Genomic DNA, 19,770 nt, shown 5'->3' on the forward strand with positions numbered 1-19,770 from the left:
GCTGGATGCCTGCGGTGGGACCGTTACTGGCGGGAGATCCGGCCGAGATCGGCGGCTACCGGCTGGAGGGCCGCCTCGGCGCGGGCGGCCAGGGGGTGGTCTACCTCGGCCGTACGGCCGAAGGCGCGCCGGTGGCGGTCAAGCTGATGCATGAGGGCTGGTCGGGGGACGAGGACGCCCGCCGCCGCTTCGCGCGGGAGATCGCCGCCGCGCGGCGGGTCGCGCCGTTCTGCGTGGCCCGGGTGCTCGACTTCGACCTGGACGGCCCGCGGCCCTACGTCGTGAGCGAGTACGTGGAGGGCCCCACGCTGCAGCGGGCGGGACGGCGGTCCGGGCCCGCCCTGCACCGGCTGGCCGTCGCGACCGCGACCGCGCTCGCCGCCGTGCACCAGGCCGGGATCGTGCATCGCGACTTCAAGCCCGCCAACGTGCTGCTGGGGCCCGACGGTCCTAGGGTCGTCGACTTCGGGGTCGCCCGCCGGCTCGGCGCGACCACGGCGACCGGAGGCACCGTCGGCACGCCCGCCTACATGGCGCCCGAGCAGATCGCCGGCGAGCCGCCCGCGCCCGCCTGGGACGTGTTCGCGTGGGGCGGCGTGATGGTGTTCGCCGCCACCGGCAGGCCGCCGTTCGGTGACGACGCGCTGCCCGCCGTGCTGAACCGCGTCCTCACCAAGGAGCCGGACCTCGGCGACCTGGAAGAGCCGTTGCGCTCCATCGTCGCGCTGGCCCTGCGCAAGAACCCCGCGGAGCGCCCGGGCATCCTCGACATCACGATGCGGCTGCTCGCCGCGGTGCCGGAGGGGACCGCCGGGGACGCCCCGGCCGTGCTCACCGCCGCACCGCATCCCGTGTATCCGGAGCCGGACACCGTCCCCTCACGGCGGGGCTCCGGTCGCCGCCGGGGGCTGCTCGCGGGGGCGGCGGTCACCCTCGCGGCCGCGACGACCGGGGCCGTGCTGCTGTCCGTGCTGCCGTCCGAAGGCGCCGACGGGGGTGACGCCCGGCGCACGGCGGCCGCCGTCACGCCGGTTTCCTCACCCACCACGACACTCACACGAACCCCCACGCCGGCGCCCACACCGACACCCACACCGACGGCCGCGGCGCGCGTGCCCCTGCGCTTCACCGCACGCTTCGCGGGCGTGTGGCGCGGCAGGGTGGACTACGAGCCCGGCGCGTACGACACGCTCGTGCTGACCGTGCCGAAGGGCGGCGGCACCGTCACCGAGCGGTTCGTCGACTACCACTGCGTGGGCAGGTCCAGGCTCCAGGTGGTGAGCGGGACGACGGTGCGGCTGAAGCGGGTGTCGATGCGGGGCAACTGCGTGCGCAACGGCACGATCTACCTCACCGTCCACGACAACGGGACGATGACCTTCGACTACAACGGGCACGGCGAGAACGCGGTGACGAAGAACGAGCCGTTCTACATGATCGCCACATTGAGGCGTACGTAGCGTTTCGGCTATATCAGACAGACCAGACTTGCGGGACATCCGATACAAAGGTGTATGTTGACCACCGCAAGCGACGGACGCGGAGGAAGCCGGTGTGAATCCGGCGCGGTCCCGCCACTGTCACCGGGGAGCGACCCTCACCCACGCCACTGCCCAGCACGGGCGGGAAGGCTGAGGCGAGCGCCGATCCGGGAGCCAGGATACTCCGGCCGTCGGACCTTCTACCGGGGGCGCGGACACCCCCAGGGGGGACATGCCATGGCCCGGACAGGCCTGCGCAGACGCGCCTCACTGCCGGTATCGCGCTCCACCTCCTGACGTGGCGCCCGGCGGCGGCCTGCTCGTGGCGGGCACGACCTCCGACGCGGGAAAGAGCGTGCTGGTGGCCGGCCTGTGCCGGTGGCTGGCCCGGCGCGGCGTACGGGTCGCGCCGTTCAAGGCGCAGAACATGGCGCTCAACTCGATGGTCACCGCCGACGGCGGCGAGATCGGACGCGCCCAGGCGATGCAGGCCGCGGCGGCCCGGGTCGAGCCCGAGGCCGCGATGAACCCGGTGCTGATCAAACCCGCCGGGGAGCGGCACTCCCACGTGGTCGTGCTCGGCCGCGCGCACGCCGACGTGGACGCCCTGTCCTACCGCGACCACAAGATGCGCCTGCTCGACGTCGCCCTCGACGCGCTGGACGGCCTGCGGCGCCGCTACGACGTGGTGATCTGCGAGGGCGCGGGCAGCCCCGCCGAGGTCAACCTGCGCGACCGCGACATCGCCAACATGGGCCTCGCCCGAGCGGCCGGCCTGCCCGCGCTCGTCGTCGGCGACATCGACAGGGGCGGCGTGCTCGCGCACTTCGCCGGCACCCTCGCCGTGCTGGACCGGCACGACCAGCGGCACATCGCCGGGTTCGTGGTCAACAAGTTCCGCGGCGACCTCGCGCTGCTGCGGCCGGGGCTCGACTGGCTGACGGAGGCGACCGGGCGGCCGTGCCTCGGCGTGCTGCCGTGGCGCTCGGGCCTTTGGCTCGACGTGGAGGACTCCCTCGACCTCGACAGCCGTCCCGGCCTGCTCACCCCGCCGGTCGGACGTGACGTGCTGCGCGTGGCACTGGTGCGGCTGCCGCGCATGTCCAACGTGACCGACGCCGACGCGCTGGCCGCCGAGCCGGGGGTGAGCGTGCGCCTGGTCACCACCCCCGCCGAACTCGCCGACGCCGACCTCGTCGTGCTGCCCGGCACCCGCGCCACCGTCGGCGACCTCGCCTGGCTGCGTGAGCGGGGCCTGGACGAGGCGCTGCGCCGCCGCGCCGCCGGCGGGCGCCCGGTGCTCGGGATCTGCGGCGGCTACCAGATGCTCGGCACGGTCATCGACGACGACGTGGAGAGCCGCGCGGGCCGGGTGCCGGGTCTCGGGCTGCTGCCGGCCGGCACGGCGTACGCGCCGGACAAGGTGCTCGCGCTCGCGGAGGGCGAGTGGCGCGGCCACGCGGTCGCGGGCTACCAGATCCACCACGGCCGGGTCACCGCCGAGGGCGGCGAGCCCTTCCTCGACGGTTGCCGGGTGGGGCCGGTGTGGGGCACGACCTGGCACGGCCTGTTCGAGCGCGACGGTTTCCGCCGTGCCTTCCTCGCCGAGGTCGCCGCCGTCGCCGGCCGGGCCTGGCTGCCGGGGACCAGCACGTTCGCCGAGCACCGGGAGGCCCGCCTCGACGCCCTGGGCGACCTGGTGGAAGAGCACCTGGACACCGAGGCGGTGTGGCGGCTGATCGAGCGCGGCGCGCCCACCGGCCTGCCCACTGCCGAGATCACGTTGCGGGAGGCGCGCCCATGACGATGCTGCTGCTGTCCACCGCCGACACCGAGCTGCTCGCCGCGACCCGCAGCGGGGCGGGCTGGCGGGTCGCCAACCCCGCGCGTACGGCCGCCGGGGACGTGCCCGCCCTGGTGGACGGCGTGGACGCCGTCGTCGTCCGGCTGCTCGGCGGCAGGCGCTCGTGGCCGGAGGGACTCGACGCCGTGCTGGCGGCCGGGCGGCCCACGGTCGTCCTCGGCGGCGAGCAGGCCCCGGACGCCGCGCTGATGGCCCTGTCCACCGTGCCGTCGGGGGTCGCCGCGCAGGCGCTCGCCTATCTCGCCGAGGGCGGCCCGGACAACCTGGCGGAGCTGCGCCGCTTCCTGTCCGACACGCTCCTGCTGACCGGCGAGGGCTTCGCGCCGCCCCGGCCCACCCCCGAGTTCGGCGTACGGCCCGGCCGGGTCCGCCGGGAGGGCCGCCCCCTGGTCGGGGTGGTCTACTACCGGGCGCACGAGCTGTCGGGCAACACGGCGTTCCTCGACGCGCTGTGCGACGCGGTCGAGACGGCGGGCGCCGACGTGCTGCCGGTCTTCTGCGGGTCGCTGCGCGGGGCCGGTGACGACCTGCTCGAGCTGCTCCGGCCGGTGGACGCTCTCGTCGTCACCGTGCTGGCCGCGGGCGGGGCGGTCGCCGCCGCCGCGAGCGCCGGGGGCGACGAGGACGCCTGGGACGCCGGGGCGCCGGCCTCCCTCGACGTCCCGGTGCTGCAGGCGCTGTGCCTGACCACCTCCCGCGCCGTGTGGGCGGACTCCGACGCCGGGCTGTCCCCGATGGACGCCGCGATGCAGGTCGCGGTGCCCGAGTTCGACGGCCGCCTCGTCACCGTGCCGTTCTCGTTCAAGGAGGACGGGCCCGACGGCGTGCCGGTCTACGTCGCCGACCCCGAGCGCTGCGCCCGCGTGGCCGCGCTCGCGGTCGCGCACGCCCGGCTGCGCCACGTGCCGAACGCCCGCAAGCGCCTGGCGATCGTGCTGTCGTCCTATCCCACCCGGCACTCCCGGGTCGGCAACGCCGTCGGGCTCGACACTCCCGCCTCCGCCGTCGTGTTGCTGCGCGCCCTGCGCGCGGCCGGCTACGACGTGGGCGACGCGCCGGACGACGGCGACGCGCTGATCCACGCCCTGATCGCGGCCGGCGGGCACGACGTGGAGTGGCTCACCGAGGAACAGATCGAGGCCGCCCCGGCCCGCGTGCCGCTGCGCGCCTACCAGGAGTGGTTCGCCGGGCTGCCCGCCGACCTGCGCGAGGCGGTGACCGCGCACTGGGGGCCGCCGCCGGGCGCGCTCTACGTGGACGGGACCGACATCGTGCTGGCCGCGCTGCGGTTCGGCAACGTCATGCTCGCCATCCAGCCGCCTCGGGGGTTCGGCGAGAACCCGGTCGCCATCTATCACGACCCCGACCTGCCGCCGAGCCACCACTACCTCGCGGCGTACTGGTGGCTGGCCCGCGAGTTCGGCGCGCACGCGGTCGTCCACCTCGGCAAGCACGGCACGCTGGAGTGGCTGCCGGGCAAGGGGCTCGGGCTGTCGGCGTCGTGCGCGCCCGACGCCGCGCTCGGCGCGCTGCCGCTGGTCTACCCGTTCATCGTCAACGACCCCGGCGAGGGCACCCAGGCCAAGCGCCGGGCGCACGCGACCGTCGTCGACCACCTGATCCCGCCGATGGCCAGGGCCGACTCCTACGGCGACCTCGCCCGGCTCGAGCAGTTGCTGGACGAGCACGCCACCGTCGCCGCCCTCGACCCGGCCAAGCTGCCGGCCGTACGGGCGCGGATCTGGACGCTCATCCAGGCCGCCCAGCTCCACCACGACCTGCACGTGGACGAGCGGCCGCAGGACGCGGAGTTCGACGACTTCCTGCTGCACGTGGACGGCTACCTCTGCGAGATCAAGGACGCGCAGATCCGCGACGGCCTCCACGTGCTGGGCCAGGTCCACACCGGGGAGGCCCGGGTCAACCTGGTGCTCGCCGTGCTGCGCGCCCGCCAGGTCTGGGCCGGGTCCGCCGGGGCCCTGCCCGGCCTCCGGGAGGCCCTGGGGCTGCCCGACAAGGGCACGACGGCCGAGGTGGACGCGTTCGAGGCCGAGGCGCGGCGGCTGGTCCAGGCCATGGAGGACCACGGCTGGGACCCGGCCGCGGCCGGCACGGTCACGGACGTGCCGGAGGTCGCCCTGGTGCTGCGCTTCGCCGCCGAGGAGGTCGTGCCCCGGCTCGACCGGACCACGGACGAGGTGGCACACGTGCTGCACGCGCTGGGCGGCGGATACGTGCCCGCCGGGCCGTCCGGGTCGCCCACGCGCGGGCTGGTCAACGTGCTGCCGACAGGCCGCAACTTCTACTCGGTCGACCCCAAGGCCATCCCGTCGCGGCTGGCCTGGGAGACCGGCGCGGCGCTCGCCGCCTCCCTGGTCGAGCGCTACCGCGCCGACACCGGCGAGTGGCCGCGCACGGTCGGGCTCACGGTCTGGGGCACCAGCGCGATGCGCACCCAGGGCGACGACATCGCCGAGATCATGGCCCTGCTGGGCGTGCGGCCCGAGTGGGACGACGCCTCCCGCCGGGTGACCGGCTTCGAGGTCGTGCCGGCCGAGGAGCTCGGCCGCCCCCGGGTGGACGTGGTGGTGCGCATCAGCGGCTTCTTCCGTGACGCGTTCCCCCACGTCGTGGCGCTGCTCGACGAGGCCGTCCGCACGGTCGCCGCGCTGGACGAGCCCGCCGAGGTCAACCCGCTGCGCGCGCACGTGCACGCCGACCGCGCCCGGCACGGCGACGAGCGCCGCGCCACCAGCCGCGTCTTCGGCTCCAAGCCCGGCGCGTACGGCGCGGGCCTGCTGCCGCTCATCGACGCCCGCAACTGGCGCGACGACGCCGACCTCGCCGAGGTGTACGCGGTGTGGGGCGGCTACGCGTACGGCAGGGGCCTCGACGGCCGGGAGGCCCGCGCGGACATGGAGGCGGCGTTCCGGCGCATCGACGTGGCGGCCAAGAACCAGGACAACCGCGAGCACGACATCGCCGACTCCGACGACTACTTCCAGTACCACGGCGGGATGGTGGCCATGGTCCGCCACCTGACCGGCAGGTCCCCCGCGGCGTACGTGGGCGACTCGCACGTCCCCGACGCGGTACGCACCCGGACGCTGGGCGAGGAGACGCGGCGGGTGTTCCGGTCGCGGGTGGTCAACCCGCGCTGGATCGCGGCGATGCGGCGGCACGGCTACAAGGGCGCGTTCGAGATGGCGGCCACGGTCGACTACCTGTTCGGGTTCGACGCCACCGCCGGGGTGGTGGACGACTGGATGTACGAGTCGCTCGCCTCCTCCTACGTCTTCGACCCCGAGGTGCGGGAGTTCATGCGCGCGTCCAACCCCTGGGCGCTGCGCGGCATCGCCGAACGGCTGCTGGAGGCGGCCGAGCGGGGACTGTGGGCGAGCCCGCGGCCGCAGACGCTCGACGGGCTGCGCGCGGCCTACCTGGAGACGGAAGGCGACCTGGAGGCGGGCAAGTGATCATCCGGTATCCGTTCAGCGCGGTCGTCGGGCACGACGACCTCAAGCTGGCGCTGCTGCTGAACGCGGTGTCGCCCGCGATCGGCGGCGTGCTCGTGCGGGGCGAGAAGGGCACGGCGAAGTCGACCGTGGTGCGGTCGCTCGCGGCCCTGCTGCCGCAGGTGGCGGTGGTCGCCGGCTGCCGGTTCTCCTGCGACCCCGCCGCGCCCGACCCGTCGTGTCCCGACGGCCCGCACGAGAGCGGGCTTTCCCCGCAGACGCGCCCGGCCCGGCTGGTCGAACTGCCGGTGGGCGCGTCGGAGGACCGCGTGGCCGGGTCGCTCGACCTGGAGCGGGCGCTGACCGAGGGCGTCAAGGCGTTCGAGCCGGGCCTGCTGGCGGCGGCCCATCGGGGCGTGCTGTACGTGGACGAGGTCAACCTGCTCCACGACCACCTGGTGGACCTGCTGCTCGACGCGGCGGCGATGGGCGTGGCCCACGTGGAGCGCGAGGGCGTGTCGGTCCGCCACGCCGCCCGCTTCCTGCTGGTCGGCACGATGAACCCCGAGGAGGGCGAGCTCCGCCCGCAGCTGCTCGACCGCTTCGGCCTGGCCGTCGAGGTGCGCGCGTCCCGAGACCCGGCCGAGCGGGCGGAGGTGGTGCGCCGCCGCCTCGCCTTCGACGCCGGCCCGGCCGGCTTCGCCGCCGCGTACGCCGGCGGCGAGCGCGACCTCGCCGGGCGGATCGCGGCGGCGCGCGAGCGGCTGCCCGGGGTGGCGCTTCCCGACGCCGCGCTGCGGGGGATCACGGCGGTGTGCGCGGCCTTCGACGTCGAGGGGATGCGGGCCGACCTCGTGATGGCGCGTACGGCCGTCGCCCTGGCCGCCTGGGAGGGCAGGGACGAGGTCACCTCCGGCGACGTCCGGACGGCCGCCCGCCTGGCGCTCCCCCACCGGCGCCGCCGCGACCCGTTCGACGATCCCGGCCACGGCCTCGACGAGGAGCGGCTGGAACAGGCGCTGTCGGAAGCTGACGGCGGGCCCAAGGACGGCGGGCCGGATGACGACGGCCCCTATGACGACGGCCCCGATGACGATGGACCGGGTGGTGGGGGCGCCTCCGGCGGGGACCCGGCGGACGCGCCGCCCGGCGCGGGCGGCGCGTCCGGAGGCCGAGCGCCGGTGTCTGCGACAGCCCCCTACCGGACCCGGCTCCTCGCGCCGGAGGCGGCCGGCCGGGGCGGGCCCGCCGGACGGCGCGGGCGCACGACGGGCGAGTCCGGGCGCACCGTCGGCGCCCGCACACCGGACGGGCGGCTGCGCCGCCTCCACCTGGCGGCGACGCTGGCCGCCGCCGCACCGCACCAGCGCGGGCGCGGCCGCTCCGGCTCCGGCCTGGTGCTGCGCCGCGAGGACCTGCGCGAGGCCGTACGCGAGGGGCGCGAGTCGAACCTCGTGCTGTTCTGCGTGGACGCGAGCGGTTCGATGGCCGCGCGGGCGCGGATGCGGGCGGTGAAGGGCGCCGTGCTGTCCCTGCTGCTCGACGCCTACCAGCGCCGCGACAAGGTCGGGCTGGTGACCTTCCGGGGCGAGGACGCGACGGTCGCGCTGCCGCCGACCTCCAGCGTCGAGCTGGCCTCCGACCGGCTGGCCCGGCTCGCCACCGGCGGGCGCACCCCGCTGGCCGCCGGGCTGCGCCGGGCTGAGCGGGTGCTGGCCGCCGAGCGGCTGCGCGACCCCCGCCGCCGCCCGCTGCTCGTGGTCGTCACCGACGGGCGGCACACCTCCGGTCCCGATCCCGTGGGCGCGGCCGCGCGCCTCGCCGGGGTCGCGAGCGTGGTCGTCGACTGCGAGCACGGCCCCGTACGGCTCGGCCTGGCCGGGCGGCTCGCCGCCGCGCTCGGCGGGACCCCGATCCGGCTCGAAGAGCTGGCGGCCGATCACCTGGCCGCGGTCGTGCGTGATGTCAGGAAGGTGGCGTAGATGCCGCAGGGCAGGCCGGCGAGCGTGCCGGACGACGGGCTGACCACGCGCGAGCGGCGCAACCGCCCGCTGGTCATCGTGCACACCGGGGAGATGAAGGGGAAGTCGACGGCCGCCTTCGGCCTGGCGCTGCGCGCTTGGAACCAGGGCTGGCCCGTCGGGGTGTTCCAGTTCGTCAAGAGCGCCAAGTGGCGGGTCGGCGAGGAGGCCGCGCTGCGGGCCCTCGGCAGGCTCCACGAGCAGACCGGCGAGGGCGGCCCGGTGACCTGGCACAAGATGGGCGAGGGCTGGTCGTGGATCCAGCGGCCCGGCACCGAGGCCGACCACGCCGCCGACGCCCGCGAGGGCTGGGCGCAGATCAAGCGCGACCTCGCCGCCGAGGCCTACGGCCTGTACGTCCTGGACGAGTTCACCTATCCCATGAAGTGGGGCTGGGTCGACGTGGACGACGTGGTCGAGACCCTGCGTGCACGGCCCGGCCGCCAGCACGTGGTGATCACCGGCAGGGACGCCGATCCCCGCCTGGTCGAGGCCGCCGACCTCGTCGTGGAGATGACCAAGATCAAGCACCCGATGGACGCGGGGCAGAAGGGCCAGAGGGGCATCGAATGGTGACGCTCGAATGGTGACGATCCCTCGCCTGGTCGTCGCCGCCCCCGCCTCGGGTGCGGGCAAGACCACGGTCGCGACCGGGCTGATGGCGGCGCTGACCGCGCGCGGCCTGGCCGTCTCGCCGCACAAGGCGGGCCCGGACTACATCGACCCCGGCTACCACGCGCTCGCCACCGGACGCCCCGGCCGCAACCTCGACCCGTTCCTCGCCGGGGAGGACCTGATCGCCCCGCTGTTCGCGCACGGCGCCCGCGGCGCGGACGTCGCCGTGGTCGAGGGCGTCATGGGCCTGTTCGACGGGCGCGGTCCCACGTCCGAGGCGTCCACCGCGCACGTCGCCCGGCTGCTGGACGCGCCGGTGCTGCTCGTGGTGGACGCGTCGTCCCAGGCGGCGTCCGTCGCGGCCCTCGTGCACGGCTTCGCCACCTTCGACCGGTCCGTACGGATCGCCGGGGTGGTGCTCAACCGAGTGGGCTCGGCCCGCCACGAGGAGATCCTCCGGGAAGCGCTGCGCCCCTTGGGCATTCCGGTGGCCGGGGCTCTGCCGCGCGACGTGGCCGTCCACGTGCCGTCACGCCACCTCGGCCTGGTGCCCGCCGCCGAGCGCGACCCGCAGGCGCGGCGGGCCGTGGCCGCCCTCGGGACGTTGGTGGAGCGCCACTGCGACCTCGGCCTCGTGCTGCGCCTGGCGTCGGCCGCGCCCCCGCTCCCCGCCACGCCCTGGTCGGCCGCCGACGCCATCGGAGAACCCGTCCCCGGCAGGCCCGTGGTCGCGGTGGCCGCCGGCGCCGCGTTCACCTTCTCCTACGCCGAGACGGCCGAACTCCTGACCGCGGCGGGGGCCGAGGTGGCCCATGTCGATCCGCTGCGCGACGAGGCGCTGCCGTCCGGGACCCGGGGGCTGGTGATCGGCGGCGGTTTTCCCGAGGTCCACGCCGCCGACCTGGCCGCCAACACGCCGCTGCGGGAGCAGGTCGCCGCTCTCGCCGCCCGCGGCCTGCCGATCGCGGCCGAGTGCGCGGGCCTGCTCTACCTGGCCGCCTCGCTCGACGGCGCGCCGATGTGCGGCGTGCTGCCGGTGCAGGCGCGGATGACCGGGACGCTGACGCTCGGCTACCGCGAGGCCGTACGGCCCGACGGCACCGTCGTGCGCGCCCACGAGTTCCACCGCACGGCCTGCTCCCCGCCCGCCGGGGAGTCTCCGGCGTACGTGCTGCCGAGGCGGGAGGGGTTCGTCCGGGGCGGGGTGCACGCCTCCTACCTCCACCCGCACTGGGCGGGAGCGCCGCGCCTGGCCCGCGACCTCGTGAAGGCGGCCGCCGCGTGAGGCCCGTGCTGACCGGGGTGGGCGTCGGCCCCGGCGACCCCGATCTGGTGACGGTGAAGGCCGTGCGCGTGCTGCGCGAGGCCGACGTCGTGGTGGTGCCGGTGGCCGACACCGGCGAGGAGGGCCGCGCCGAGCGCATCGTCCGCGCCCACACCGGCCGCGAGGTGACCCGGCTGGTGTTCGCGCTGAGCGACCCGCCGGGCAGCGGGCCGCGCCGCGACGACGCGTGGGACGCGGCGGGCGCGGCCGTCGCCGCCGCCTACGACGCCGGCGCGCGGACGGTCGCGTTCGCGACCATCGGCGACCCCAACGTCTACAGCACCTTCACCTACCTGGCCGAGACCGTGCGCGGGCTGGTGCCGCAGGTGGAGGTCCGCACGGTTCCGGGCGTCACCGCCATGCAGGCGCTCGCCGCGAGCAGCGGGACCGTCCTGGTCGAGGGGCGCGAGTCGCTCGCGCTGATGCCGTTGACGGCGGGGCTGGACGCCCTGCGCGGGGCGCTCGACGTCCACGACACCGTCGTCGCCTACAAGGGAGGACGCATGCTGCCCCAGGTGCTGGCCGCCGTCCGCGACTCCGGCCGCCTGGCCGGCGCGGTGTACGGGGCGTCGCTCGGGCTGCCGGAGGAGGACGTGCGGCCCGCGGCCGGGCTCGACCCGGCCGAGGCCGGTCCCTACCTGTCCGCGCTGCTGGTGACCCGCGAGCGTACGGGCCGGGGAGGCAGGCTGTGAGCGGCGGCAAGGTGACCTTCGTGGGGGCGGGGCCGGGCGCGCCCGACCTGCTCACGCTGCGCGGCGCGGCGGCCATCGCCGAGGCCGACATCGTGATCTGGGCCTCCAGCCTGGTCCATCCCGGCGTGCTCGACCACGCCCGCGGCGACGCCCGGGTGGTCGACTCCGCCGCGGCGCCCCTGGAGGAGGTCGTCGCCCTGTATGAGGAGGCGGCACGCGACGGCCTGGGCGTGGCGCGCGTGCACTCCGGCGACCCGGCCCTGTGGGGGGCGGTCCAGGAACAGCTCGACCGGTGCGCCGCGCTCGGGCTGGAGACCGAGGTCGTGCCGGGGGTCTCCAGCTTCACGGCCGTCGCCGCCGCCGTACGGCGGGAGCTGACCGTGCCCGAGGTCGCGCAGTCGGTCGTGCTCACCCGGCTGGAGGGCGGCAAGACGCCGATGCCCGAGGGCGAGACCGTGCGGGAGTTCGCGGCGCACGGCACGACGATGGCGCTGTTCCTGTCGGCGGCCCGTGCGGGCCGGTTGCAGGAGGAGCTGCTGGCGGGCGGATACCCGCCCGAGACGCCCTGCGTGGTCGGCTACCGGGTCACGTGGGAGGACGAGCTGGTGCTGCGCTGCCGGCTGGACGAGCTGGCGGCCTCGGTGCGCGCCCACCGGCTGTGGAAGCACACGCTGGTGCTGGTCGGGCCCGCGCTGGAGGCCCACGGGACGCGCTCGCACCTCTACCACCCGGGCCATTTCCACGGGCACCGCCGCTCCGACCCGGCGGCCCGCCGCGAGCTGAAGGGATCACGGTGAGCGAGGGCCCCGAGCTGCGCGAGCCGGACCTGCCGCGCACGATGCGGGTGCGCAAGCGGGCGCTGCGCACCGGATGGACGACGGGCACCTGCGGCGCCGCCGCCGCCAAGGCCGCCAGCATCGCGCTCGCGCACGGCGACACCCCGTCCACGGTGGACACGCCGCTGCCGGGCGGCGGCCGGGTGACGCTGCCGGTCGACTCCTACGAGGTGGCGGACGCCAAGGCCACCGCCGTGGTCGTCAAGGACGCGGGCGACGACCCCGACGTGACCCACGGCGCGCACCTGACCGCGACCGTGTCCTGGCGGCCGGAGGCCGGGATCGAACTGGACGGCGGCGTCGGCGTGGGCGTGGTCACCCGGCCGGGCCTCGGCCTGGAGGTCGGCGGCCCGGCCATCAACCCGGTCCCCCGGGCGCAGATCACCCAGGCCGTCGGCGAGGTCGTGGACCTGGGACGGCGCGGCGTCCGCGTGATCATCAGCGTGCCCGAGGGCGAGCGGATGGCCCGCAAGACCACCAACGCCAGGCTCGGCATCCTCGGCGGCATCTCGATTCTCGGCACGACCGGGATCGTGCGGCCGTTCTCCACCGAGTCGTGGCGCTCCTCCGTCGTCCAGGCGATCGACGTGATGGCGGCGCAGGGCGAGCGCACGCTCGTGCTGTCCACGGGCGGGCGCACCGACAGGGCCGCCATGCGGCTGCGACCCGACCTGCCCGCCGTGTGCTTCGTCGAGGTCGGCGACTTCACCGGGGCCGCGCTGCGCCGGGCCGCCGACGCGGGGCTGACCGACGTGCTGTTCGTCGGCATGGCCGGGAAGCTGACCAAGCTCGCGGCGGGCGTGCTCATGACCCACTACACCCGCTCGAAGATCGACAAGGACCTGCTGGCCCGCGTGACCCGCGAGGCGGGCGGCGGCGAGGCCCTGGCCGGGCGGGTCGCCGAGGCCAACACCGCCCGGCACGCGTACGAGCTGTGGGAGGCCGCCGGGCTGCTCGAACCCGCCGGACGCGTGCTGTGCGCGCGGGTCAAGGACGTGCTGGAGCGGTTCTGCGACGGCGCGCTCACCGCCTCGGTGATCATGGTCGATCCGGACGGCCACGCCCCGGTCGCCTCCAGCGGGGAGGCCGCCGGGTGGTGACGGTCATCGGCGTCGACGGACGCCCACTCGCCCCCTGGGCCGCCGCGCGGCTCGCCGAGTCGACGCTGGTCGTGGGCGCCGCCCGCCACCTGGACACGCTTCCCGTCCCCGAGCGGGCCGAGCGCGTGGTGCTGGGAGACGTGACGGCGGGCGTGCGGGCCGTGAAGGCCCACGACGGCAGCGCCACGGTGCTCGCCTCGGGGGACCCCGGGTTCTTCGGCCTCGTCCGCCTGCTGCGCGAGCACGACCTGGACGTCGAGGTCGCGCCGGCCGTCTCCTCGGTCGCGGCGGCCTTCGGCCTGGCCGGGCTGAACTGGGACGACGCCGTCGTGGTGAGCGCGCACGGGCGCGACCCGCGCCGGGCCGTCAACGCCTGCCGGGCATTGGCGAAGGTCGCCGTGCTCACCGCCCCCGGCGCGGGCCCCGCCGAGATCGGCGCCGCGCTGCGCGGCTGGCCACGGCGGCTTCTGGTCGCGGAACGCCTCGGCGCCGCCGGCCAGCGGGTCACCGAGTGCACGCCCGAGGAGGCCGCCGGGCGGGGGTGGGCCGACCCGAATGTGGTGCTGTCGCTGGTCGACGGCCCGTCTCCGCGCGGCTGGGCCGCGCCGCCCCGGCAGGCCCCGGAGCGGTGGGGCCTGCCCGAGGAGTGCTTCGAGCACCGCGACGGCATGATCACCAAGTCGGAGGTGCGGGCGCTCGCCCTCGCGCACCTCGGTCCCGGACTGGGCGACCTGGTCTGGGACCTCGGCTGCGGCAGCGGCTCCGTGGCGGTCGAGGCGGCCCGGTTCGGCGCCGCCGTCGTCGCCGTCGACCGCGACCCCGGCCAGTGCGACCGCACGCGCCGCAACGCCGCGGCGTACGGCGTCGAGGTCCGCGTGGTGCACGGTGAGGCCCCCGCCTGCCTCGCCGGGCTTCCCGGGCCGGACGCCGTGTTCGTGGGCGGGGGCGGCGCCGGCGTGGTGAGCCACGTCGTCCGTCTCGGCGCGCGGACCGTCGTCGCGGCGCTCGCCGCCGTCGACCGGGTGCCCGCCGTACGCGACGCGCTGCGCGCCGCGGCGTACGACGTGGGCGGGGTTTCCCTGGCGGCGAGCAGGTTCGCAGAGCTGCCCGGCGGCGCCACCCGGCTGGCGGCGGCCAATCCCGTCTTTCTCCTCTGGGGGCATCGATGACAGTGACCGGGCTGGTGACCGCCACGAAGGCGGGCCGGACGGCGGCGGGCCTGCTGGAGCGGGCGTGGCCGCAGACCCGGTGGTATCCGGTGGCCGACCTGGCGCGGGCGTGGCGCGAGTGCGACCGCATCGTGTGCTTCCTCGCGGTCGGCGCGGCCGTACGGCTGCTCGCGCCGCTGCTGGACAACAAGCACGACGACCCCGGGGTGGTCTGCGTGGACGAGGCGGGCCGCTTCGCGGTGGCCCTGACCGGCGGCCACGACGGCGGCGCCAACCTGCTCGCCCACGAGGTCGCCGGCGCGCTCGGCGCGACGCCGGTCGTCACCACCGCGACCGACGTCACCGGGACGGGCGCGCTCGACGCGCTCGGCCTGCCGGTCGAGGGCGACGTGGCGGCCGTGACCCGGGCCATGCTCGACGGCGAGGAGGTGACGCTCACCGCCGACGCCACCTGGCCGCTGTCGCCGCTGCCCGTCACCGCGTCGGACACGCCGCGTCCCCCTTGTGTGGTGGTGACGGACCGGATCGTGGACCCGCCGCGCCCGGCCGCCGTCGTCCGGCCGCCGAGCCTCGTCGTCGGCGTCGGCGCGAGCCGGGGCGCCGCCGCCGAGGAGGTCCTCGCGCTGATCCGCGACGCGCTGGCGGAGGCCGGGCTGTCGCCCCGCTCGGTCGCATGCCTGGCCACCGCCGACGTGAAGGCGGACGAGGCCGGGATCGTGGCGGCCGCCCGCACGCTCGGCGTGCCCCTCGTCACCCACCCCGCCGAACGGCTCGCCCGGGTCGAGGTGCCGCACCCCAGCGAGGTCGTCCGCCGGGCGGTCGGCACTCCCAGTGTGGCCGAGGCCGCCGCGCTCGCGGGCGGCGGCGAGCTGCTCGTGCCCAAGCGCAGGTCGGCGATGGCGACCGCGGCCGTCGCCCGGCTGCGGCCGCGCGGCAGGCTCGCGATCGTGGGCCTCGGCCCCGGCGCCCGCGACCTGATGACCCCGCGCGCCGTCGCCGAGGTGCGCCGCTGCGGCTACCTGGTCGGCCTCGACCAGTACGTCGACCAGATCCGCGACCTGCTGCGCCCCGGCACGCGGGTCGTCGAGTCGGGCCTCGGAGCAGAGGAGGAACGCGCCCGCACCGCCGTACGGCTCGCGAGCGAGGGCCACGCGGTCGCGCTCGTCGGCAGCGGCGACGCGGGCGTCTACGCGATGGCCGCGCCCGCCCTGGAGCTCGCGAGCACGGAGCTCGCGAGCACGGAGTTCGCCGACGGCGCCTTCGACGTCGTCGGCGTGCCGGGGGTGACGGCCATGCTCGCCGCCGGTGCGCTGCTCGGCGCGCCGCTCGGCCACGACCACTGCGCGATCAGCCTGTCCGACCTGCACACCCCGTGGGAGGCGATCGAACGGCGGGTGCGGGCGGCGGCCGACGCCGATCTCGTGGTGGCCTTCTACAACCCCCGCTCGCGCGGCCGCGACTGGCAGCTTCCCCGGGCGCTGGAGATCCTCGCCGGGCGGCGCGGGCCCGGCACCCCGGTCGGCGTGGTGACCGACGCGAGCCGGCCCGGGGAGAGCATCGCGCTGACCACGCTCGGCGGGCTCGACGTGTCCGCCGTGACCATGCGCAGCCTGGTGATCGTCGGCGCCACGTCCAGCAGGGTCGTGGCGGGCCGCTTCGTGACGCCGAGGGGGTACGCGTGGCAGCCCTCGCCCACCTGACCGCCTACGTGGTGACCTCGGCCTGCGCCGGCTGCGGCGCCTGCCTGCTCACCTGTCCCGAGCACGCCATCCGGCCCGGACCCCGGGTCTCGCTCGTCGTGCTCGACCACCGGTGCACGCGCTGCGGCGAGTGCGCCGAGGTGTGCCCCGTCGACGCCGTAGTGGAGGTGCGGGCGTGAGTGCCGACACGTACGGAGCCTGGACGGCCCGTGAACGGGCCAGGATCGGCGGCATCGTCGCCGTCGTCGCCGCCCTGCACATCGCGGGCTGGGCGCTCTACCTGTACTACGCCGACGGCCTGGCCGGGGCCGGGGCGTTCGCGGGCGCCGGGACGCTCGCCTACAGCCTCGGCATCCGCCATGCCTTCGACGCCGACCACATCGCCGCCATCGACGACACGACCCGGCTGATGATGCAGCGGGGCCGCCGCCCGGTCGGCGTCGGGTTCTTCTTCGCCCTCGGTCACTCGACGGTCGTCCTGGTGCTCGCCATGGTCGTCGCGGCCGCCGCGGGAGCGGCGGTCTCCGGGGAGGGCGTCGAGGAGTTCCGGCACGTCGGCGGCGTGGTGTCCCAGGTGGTCGCCATGTCGTTCCTGCTGCTCGTCGCCGTGCTCAACGCCCTCGTCCTGGCCGGGGTGATCGGCCTGTGGCGGCGGATGGCGCGCGGCACGCTCGACCGGGACGAGCTGGAGGTGCTGCTGCTCAATCGCGGCCTGCTCAACCGGGTGCTCGGCCGCAGGGCGCGCGGGCTGATCCGGTCGTCGTGGCACATGTACCCGGTCGGCATCCTGTTCGGGCTCGGCCTGGAGACCGCCAGCGAGGTCACGCTGCTCGCGCTGTCGGCCGGGACGGCGGCGCAGGGCGGACTGCCCGCCCTCGCCGTGCTGACGCTGCCCCTGCTGTTCGCGGCCGGGATGACCGCCTGCGACACCGCCGACAGCCTGCTGATGTCGCGCGCCTACTCCTGGGCGCACCGCAGCCCCGCCCGGCGGCTGTACTACAACGCGGCGACGACCGGGATGACCGTCGTCGTGGCCGCCTTCATCGCGAGCGTCTACCTCGCCGGGCTTGTCGGCGGGCCGCTCGCGGCGTACGGGTCGCTCGCCGAGCACTTCGAGGTGCTCGGCTACGCCATCGTCGGCGCGTTCGCCGCCGTCTGGGCGGGCGCCGCCGTCGTGTGGCGGCTGTCCGGGCTCGACAGGAGGTACGCCGAGTGAGAAGGGCGGTCCATCCCATAGAGGTCCGGTCGTACGAGATCCTGCGCTCCCGGGTGGACACCTCGGGGCTGCCGCCGCTGACCCGGGCCGTGACCGAGCGGGTGATCCACGCGAGCGCCGACCTCGACTACCTGACCGACCTGGTGGTCTCGGCGGAGGAGGACCTGAGACGGGCCGCGGACGCCCTGCGCGCGGGCACCCCCGTGGTCACCGACGTCGAGATGGTCGCGGCGGGCATCACCGCCGTCACACCCGTCTGCCACGTCCGCCGGGCCGTCGGGCGGGACGGCCTGACGCGCAGCGCCGCCGCCGTGCGCCTGGCGTACGACGAGGTGGGCCCGGGGGCGGTGTGGGTCGTGGGCAACGCCCCCACCGCGCTGGAGGAGATCCTGTGCCTCGGCGTCCGTCCCACGCTCGTCGTCGGCCTGCCGGTCGGATTCGTCGGCGCCGCGGAGAGCAAGGCGGCCCTGCGCGCGTCGGGACTGCCCGCGGTCAGCAACCACGGCGAGAAGGGCGGCTCGGCGGTCGCCGCGGCCGCCGTCAACGCGCTGCTCTATCGCGCTCAGGAAAACAGGGAGGCATCATCATGACCGGCTCGCCGGCGCTGCTCCTCGTCGGCCACGGCACGCGGGACGCGGCCGGCGTCCGCGACTTCCACCTTCTGGTCGAGGAAGTGGCCTCCCGGGCCCCCGTCGCGGTCGCCGGCGGGTTCATCGAACTGTCCCGCCCGCCCCTGCGTGAGGCGGTGGCGACGCTGACCGGGGCCGGGCACACCAGACTCGGCGTGGTCCCGCTCGTGCTGGTCGCGGCCGGGCACGCCAAGGGCGACGTGCCGGCGGCGCTGCACCGGGAGGCGCTGCGCCACCCCGGCCTCGGCTACGCGTACGGCAGGCCGCTCGGACCGCACCCCACCCTGATCCAGCTGCTCGACGAGCGGCTGGACGCGGTGCTCGACCCGTCCGAGCGCCCGGAGACGACCGTCGTGCTCGTCGGCCGCGGCTCCTCCGACCCCGACGCGAACGCCGAGCACGTCAAGGTGGCCCGGCTGCTGTGGGAGGGACGCGGCCTGGCCGGCGTCGAGCCCGCGTTCATCAGCCTGGCCGCCCCCGGCGTGCCGGCCGCGCTGGACCGGGCCCGGCTGCTCGGCGCCCGCAGGGTCGTCGTCCTGCCCTACTTCCTGTTCAGCGGCGTGCTGCCGGACCGTACGGCAGAGCAGGCGCGTGAGTGGGCCGCGGCGCATCCGGAGGTCGAGGTGCGCTGCGCCGACGTCATCGGACCCGCGCCCGCCCTGGCCGGCCTGGTGCTGGAGCGCTACCACGAGGCGCTGCGCGGCGACATCCGGATGAACTGCGACACCTGCCTCTACCGGGTGCCGCTGCCGGGCCACGAGCACCGGGTGGGCGCCGCCCAGCACCCGCACCACCATCCGGACGACCCGGCGCACGTGCACGTTTAGGGGATGCTGTCCAGAAGCGCGGTGAGGCTCGCGCCGAGCGGGGCGTCGAAGGTCATCAGCGCCTCGCCGTCGCCCCGGGTCGGCCCCTGGTTGATGATCGCGACGGGGATCGAGCGGGCGGCGGCGCGGCGGACGAACCGGTAGCCGGACATGACGGTCAGCGAGGACCCCAGCACAAGCAGCAGACCGGCCCGCTCGGTCAGCGCGTAGCACTCCTCGACCCGTGACGGCGGCACGTTCTCGCCGAAGAACACCACGTCGGGCTTGAGCACGCCGCCGCAGCCCGCGCAGTCCACCGTGCGGAACGTCTCGATCTCGTCCACGCCCAGGACGGCGTCACCGTCCGGGTTGATCATCTCGGAGCGGGCCTGCCAGCCGGGATTGGCCGCGCGCAGGCGCCGGTCGAGCGCGTGCCGCGAGGTGCGGTGGCCGCAGGCCAGGCAGCGCACTCTGTGCAGGCTGCCGTGCAGTTCGACGACGCCGTGCGCGCCCGCCGCCTGGTGCAGGCCGTCCACGTTCTGGGTGATGATCCCGGCGACCAGACCGCGACGCTGCAGTTCGGCGACCGCGCGGTGCCCGGCGTTGGGCGCGGCGTCCACGATGTGACGCCACCCCAGGTGGCTGCGCGCCCAGTAGCGCCTGCGGGCGGCGGCGCTGCTCACGAAGGTCTGGTAGGTCATCGGCTCGGCCCTGCGCCTGCGGCCGGTCTCCCCCCGGTAGTCCGGGATCCCGGACTCGGTCGACAGGCCGGCCCCGCTGAGGACCACCACCTCGCCGTCGGCCACGAGATCGGCCAGCATGCCCCACCGCTCGGCAATCCCCGCGTCGCGCACCACAGTCA

16 protein-coding genes and 1 riboswitch are annotated in these 19,770 nt (G+C 76.0%); of the genes, 15 read left to right on the forward strand and 1 reads right to left on the reverse strand.

Features of this window, described 5'->3' with window-relative positions; translation table 11 throughout:
* Positions 1-5: 5 nt before the first annotated feature.
* From ABZ860_RS33185 to ABZ860_RS33255, 15 genes are all read left to right on the forward strand, one after another.
* Positions 6-1,460, forward strand: a complete 1,455-nt coding sequence (locus tag ABZ860_RS33185) for a serine/threonine-protein kinase (RefSeq protein WP_357227820.1) — start codon at positions 6-8, stop codon at positions 1,458-1,460.
* Positions 1,461-1,503: 43 nt separating this feature from the next.
* Positions 1,504-1,687: riboswitch (cobalamin riboswitch) on the forward strand.
* 92 nt (positions 1,688-1,779) lie between these two features.
* Positions 1,780-3,285: a cobyric acid synthase gene (locus ABZ860_RS33190; protein WP_357227823.1), complete on the forward strand. Its 1,506-nt coding sequence runs from the start codon at positions 1,780-1,782 to the stop codon at positions 3,283-3,285.
* Positions 3,282-6,821: a cobaltochelatase subunit CobN gene (cobN, locus tag ABZ860_RS33195; protein ID WP_357227825.1), complete on the forward strand. Its 3,540-nt coding sequence runs from the start codon at positions 3,282-3,284 to the stop codon at positions 6,819-6,821. Before ABZ860_RS33190 ends, cobN begins: the two co-directional genes overlap by 4 nt.
* A complete protein-coding gene (locus ABZ860_RS33200) occupies positions 6,818-8,782 on the forward strand; it encodes a putative cobaltochelatase (RefSeq protein ID WP_357227827.1) in 1,965 nt (654 codons plus the stop codon). The genes cobN and ABZ860_RS33200 overlap by 4 nt, the downstream gene beginning before the upstream one ends.
* A complete protein-coding gene (cobO, locus tag ABZ860_RS33205; protein ID WP_193205064.1) occupies positions 8,783-9,397 on the forward strand; it encodes a cob(I)yrinic acid a,c-diamide adenosyltransferase in 615 nt (204 codons plus the stop codon).
* Positions 9,398-9,404: 7 nt separating this feature from the next.
* Positions 9,405-10,721, forward strand: a complete 1,317-nt coding sequence (locus tag ABZ860_RS33210; RefSeq protein ID WP_357227830.1) for a cobyrinate a,c-diamide synthase — start codon at positions 9,405-9,407, stop codon at positions 10,719-10,721.
* The gene (gene cobI, locus ABZ860_RS33215; RefSeq protein WP_357227833.1) at positions 10,718-11,452 is read left to right on the forward strand and encodes a precorrin-2 C(20)-methyltransferase; all 735 of its coding nucleotides are present in this window, start codon (positions 10,718-10,720) and stop codon (positions 11,450-11,452) included. Before ABZ860_RS33210 ends, cobI begins: the two co-directional genes overlap by 4 nt.
* Positions 11,449-12,249, forward strand: a complete 801-nt coding sequence (gene cobM, locus ABZ860_RS33220) for a precorrin-4 C(11)-methyltransferase (protein ID WP_357227835.1) — start codon at positions 11,449-11,451, stop codon at positions 12,247-12,249. Before cobI ends, cobM begins: the two co-directional genes overlap by 4 nt.
* Positions 12,246-13,388, forward strand: a complete 1,143-nt coding sequence (locus ABZ860_RS33225; protein ID WP_357227838.1) for a cobalt-precorrin-5B (C(1))-methyltransferase — start codon at positions 12,246-12,248, stop codon at positions 13,386-13,388. The genes cobM and ABZ860_RS33225 overlap by 4 nt, the downstream gene beginning before the upstream one ends.
* Positions 13,382-14,557, forward strand: a complete 1,176-nt coding sequence (cbiE, locus tag ABZ860_RS33230) for a precorrin-6y C5,15-methyltransferase (decarboxylating) subunit CbiE (protein WP_357227841.1) — start codon at positions 13,382-13,384, stop codon at positions 14,555-14,557. Before ABZ860_RS33225 ends, cbiE begins: the two co-directional genes overlap by 7 nt.
* A complete protein-coding gene (gene cobJ / locus ABZ860_RS33235; RefSeq protein WP_357227843.1) occupies positions 14,554-16,257 on the forward strand; it encodes a precorrin-3B C(17)-methyltransferase in 1,704 nt (567 codons plus the stop codon). The genes cbiE and cobJ overlap by 4 nt, the downstream gene beginning before the upstream one ends.
* The gene (locus ABZ860_RS33240; protein WP_357227846.1) at positions 16,236-16,436 is read left to right on the forward strand and encodes a 4Fe-4S binding protein; all 201 of its coding nucleotides are present in this window, start codon (positions 16,236-16,238) and stop codon (positions 16,434-16,436) included. The genes cobJ and ABZ860_RS33240 overlap by 22 nt, the downstream gene beginning before the upstream one ends.
* Positions 16,433-17,473, forward strand: coding sequence for a hypothetical protein (locus tag ABZ860_RS33245; protein ID WP_357227847.1), 1,041 nt, complete (start codon positions 16,433-16,435; stop codon positions 17,471-17,473). Before ABZ860_RS33240 ends, ABZ860_RS33245 begins: the two co-directional genes overlap by 4 nt.
* Entirely contained in the window at positions 17,470-18,063 is a 594-nt protein-coding gene (locus ABZ860_RS33250; protein WP_357227850.1) for a precorrin-8X methylmutase, read from the forward strand. Before ABZ860_RS33245 ends, ABZ860_RS33250 begins: the two co-directional genes overlap by 4 nt.
* Positions 18,060-18,929: a sirohydrochlorin chelatase gene (locus ABZ860_RS33255; protein WP_357227853.1), complete on the forward strand. Its 870-nt coding sequence runs from the start codon at positions 18,060-18,062 to the stop codon at positions 18,927-18,929. Before ABZ860_RS33250 ends, ABZ860_RS33255 begins: the two co-directional genes overlap by 4 nt.
* On the opposite strand, the gene ABZ860_RS33260 is transcribed toward ABZ860_RS33255, so the two are convergent.
* The gene (locus ABZ860_RS33260; RefSeq protein ID WP_357228021.1) at positions 18,926-19,729 is read right to left on the reverse strand and encodes an NAD-dependent protein deacetylase; all 804 of its coding nucleotides are present in this window, start codon (positions 19,727-19,729) and stop codon (positions 18,926-18,928) included. The two genes, ABZ860_RS33255 and ABZ860_RS33260, sit on opposite strands and share 4 nt — an antisense overlap.
* Between the last annotated feature and the right edge of the window lie 41 nt (positions 19,730-19,770).

Source organism: Microbispora sp. NPDC046973 (genome assembly GCF_040644495.1).
Classification (GTDB): Bacteria; Actinomycetota; Actinomycetes; order Streptosporangiales; family Streptosporangiaceae; genus Microbispora.

What these genes read in the sequence shown, in the direction of transcription:
- ABZ860_RS33185 (WP_357227820.1), top strand. Translation starts at nt 6, where the DNA reads ATGCCTGCGGTGGGACCGTTACTGGCGGGAGATCCGGCCGAGATCGGC.
- cobN (WP_357227825.1), top strand. Translation starts at nt 3,282, where the DNA reads ATGACGATGCTGCTGCTGTCCACCGCCGACACCGAGCTGCTCGCCGCG.
- cobO (WP_193205064.1), top strand. Translation starts at nt 8,783, where the DNA reads ATGCCGCAGGGCAGGCCGGCGAGCGTGCCGGACGACGGGCTGACCACG.
- ABZ860_RS33210 (WP_357227830.1), top strand. Translation starts at nt 9,405, where the DNA reads ATGGTGACGATCCCTCGCCTGGTCGTCGCCGCCCCCGCCTCGGGTGCG.
- cobJ (WP_357227843.1), top strand. Translation starts at nt 14,554, where the DNA reads ATGACAGTGACCGGGCTGGTGACCGCCACGAAGGCGGGCCGGACGGCG.
- ABZ860_RS33255 (WP_357227853.1), top strand. Translation starts at nt 18,060, where the DNA reads ATGACCGGCTCGCCGGCGCTGCTCCTCGTCGGCCACGGCACGCGGGAC.
- ABZ860_RS33260 (WP_357228021.1), bottom strand. Translation starts at nt 19,729, where the DNA reads ATGCTGGCCGATCTCGTGGCCGACGGCGAGGTGGTGGTCCTCAGCGGG.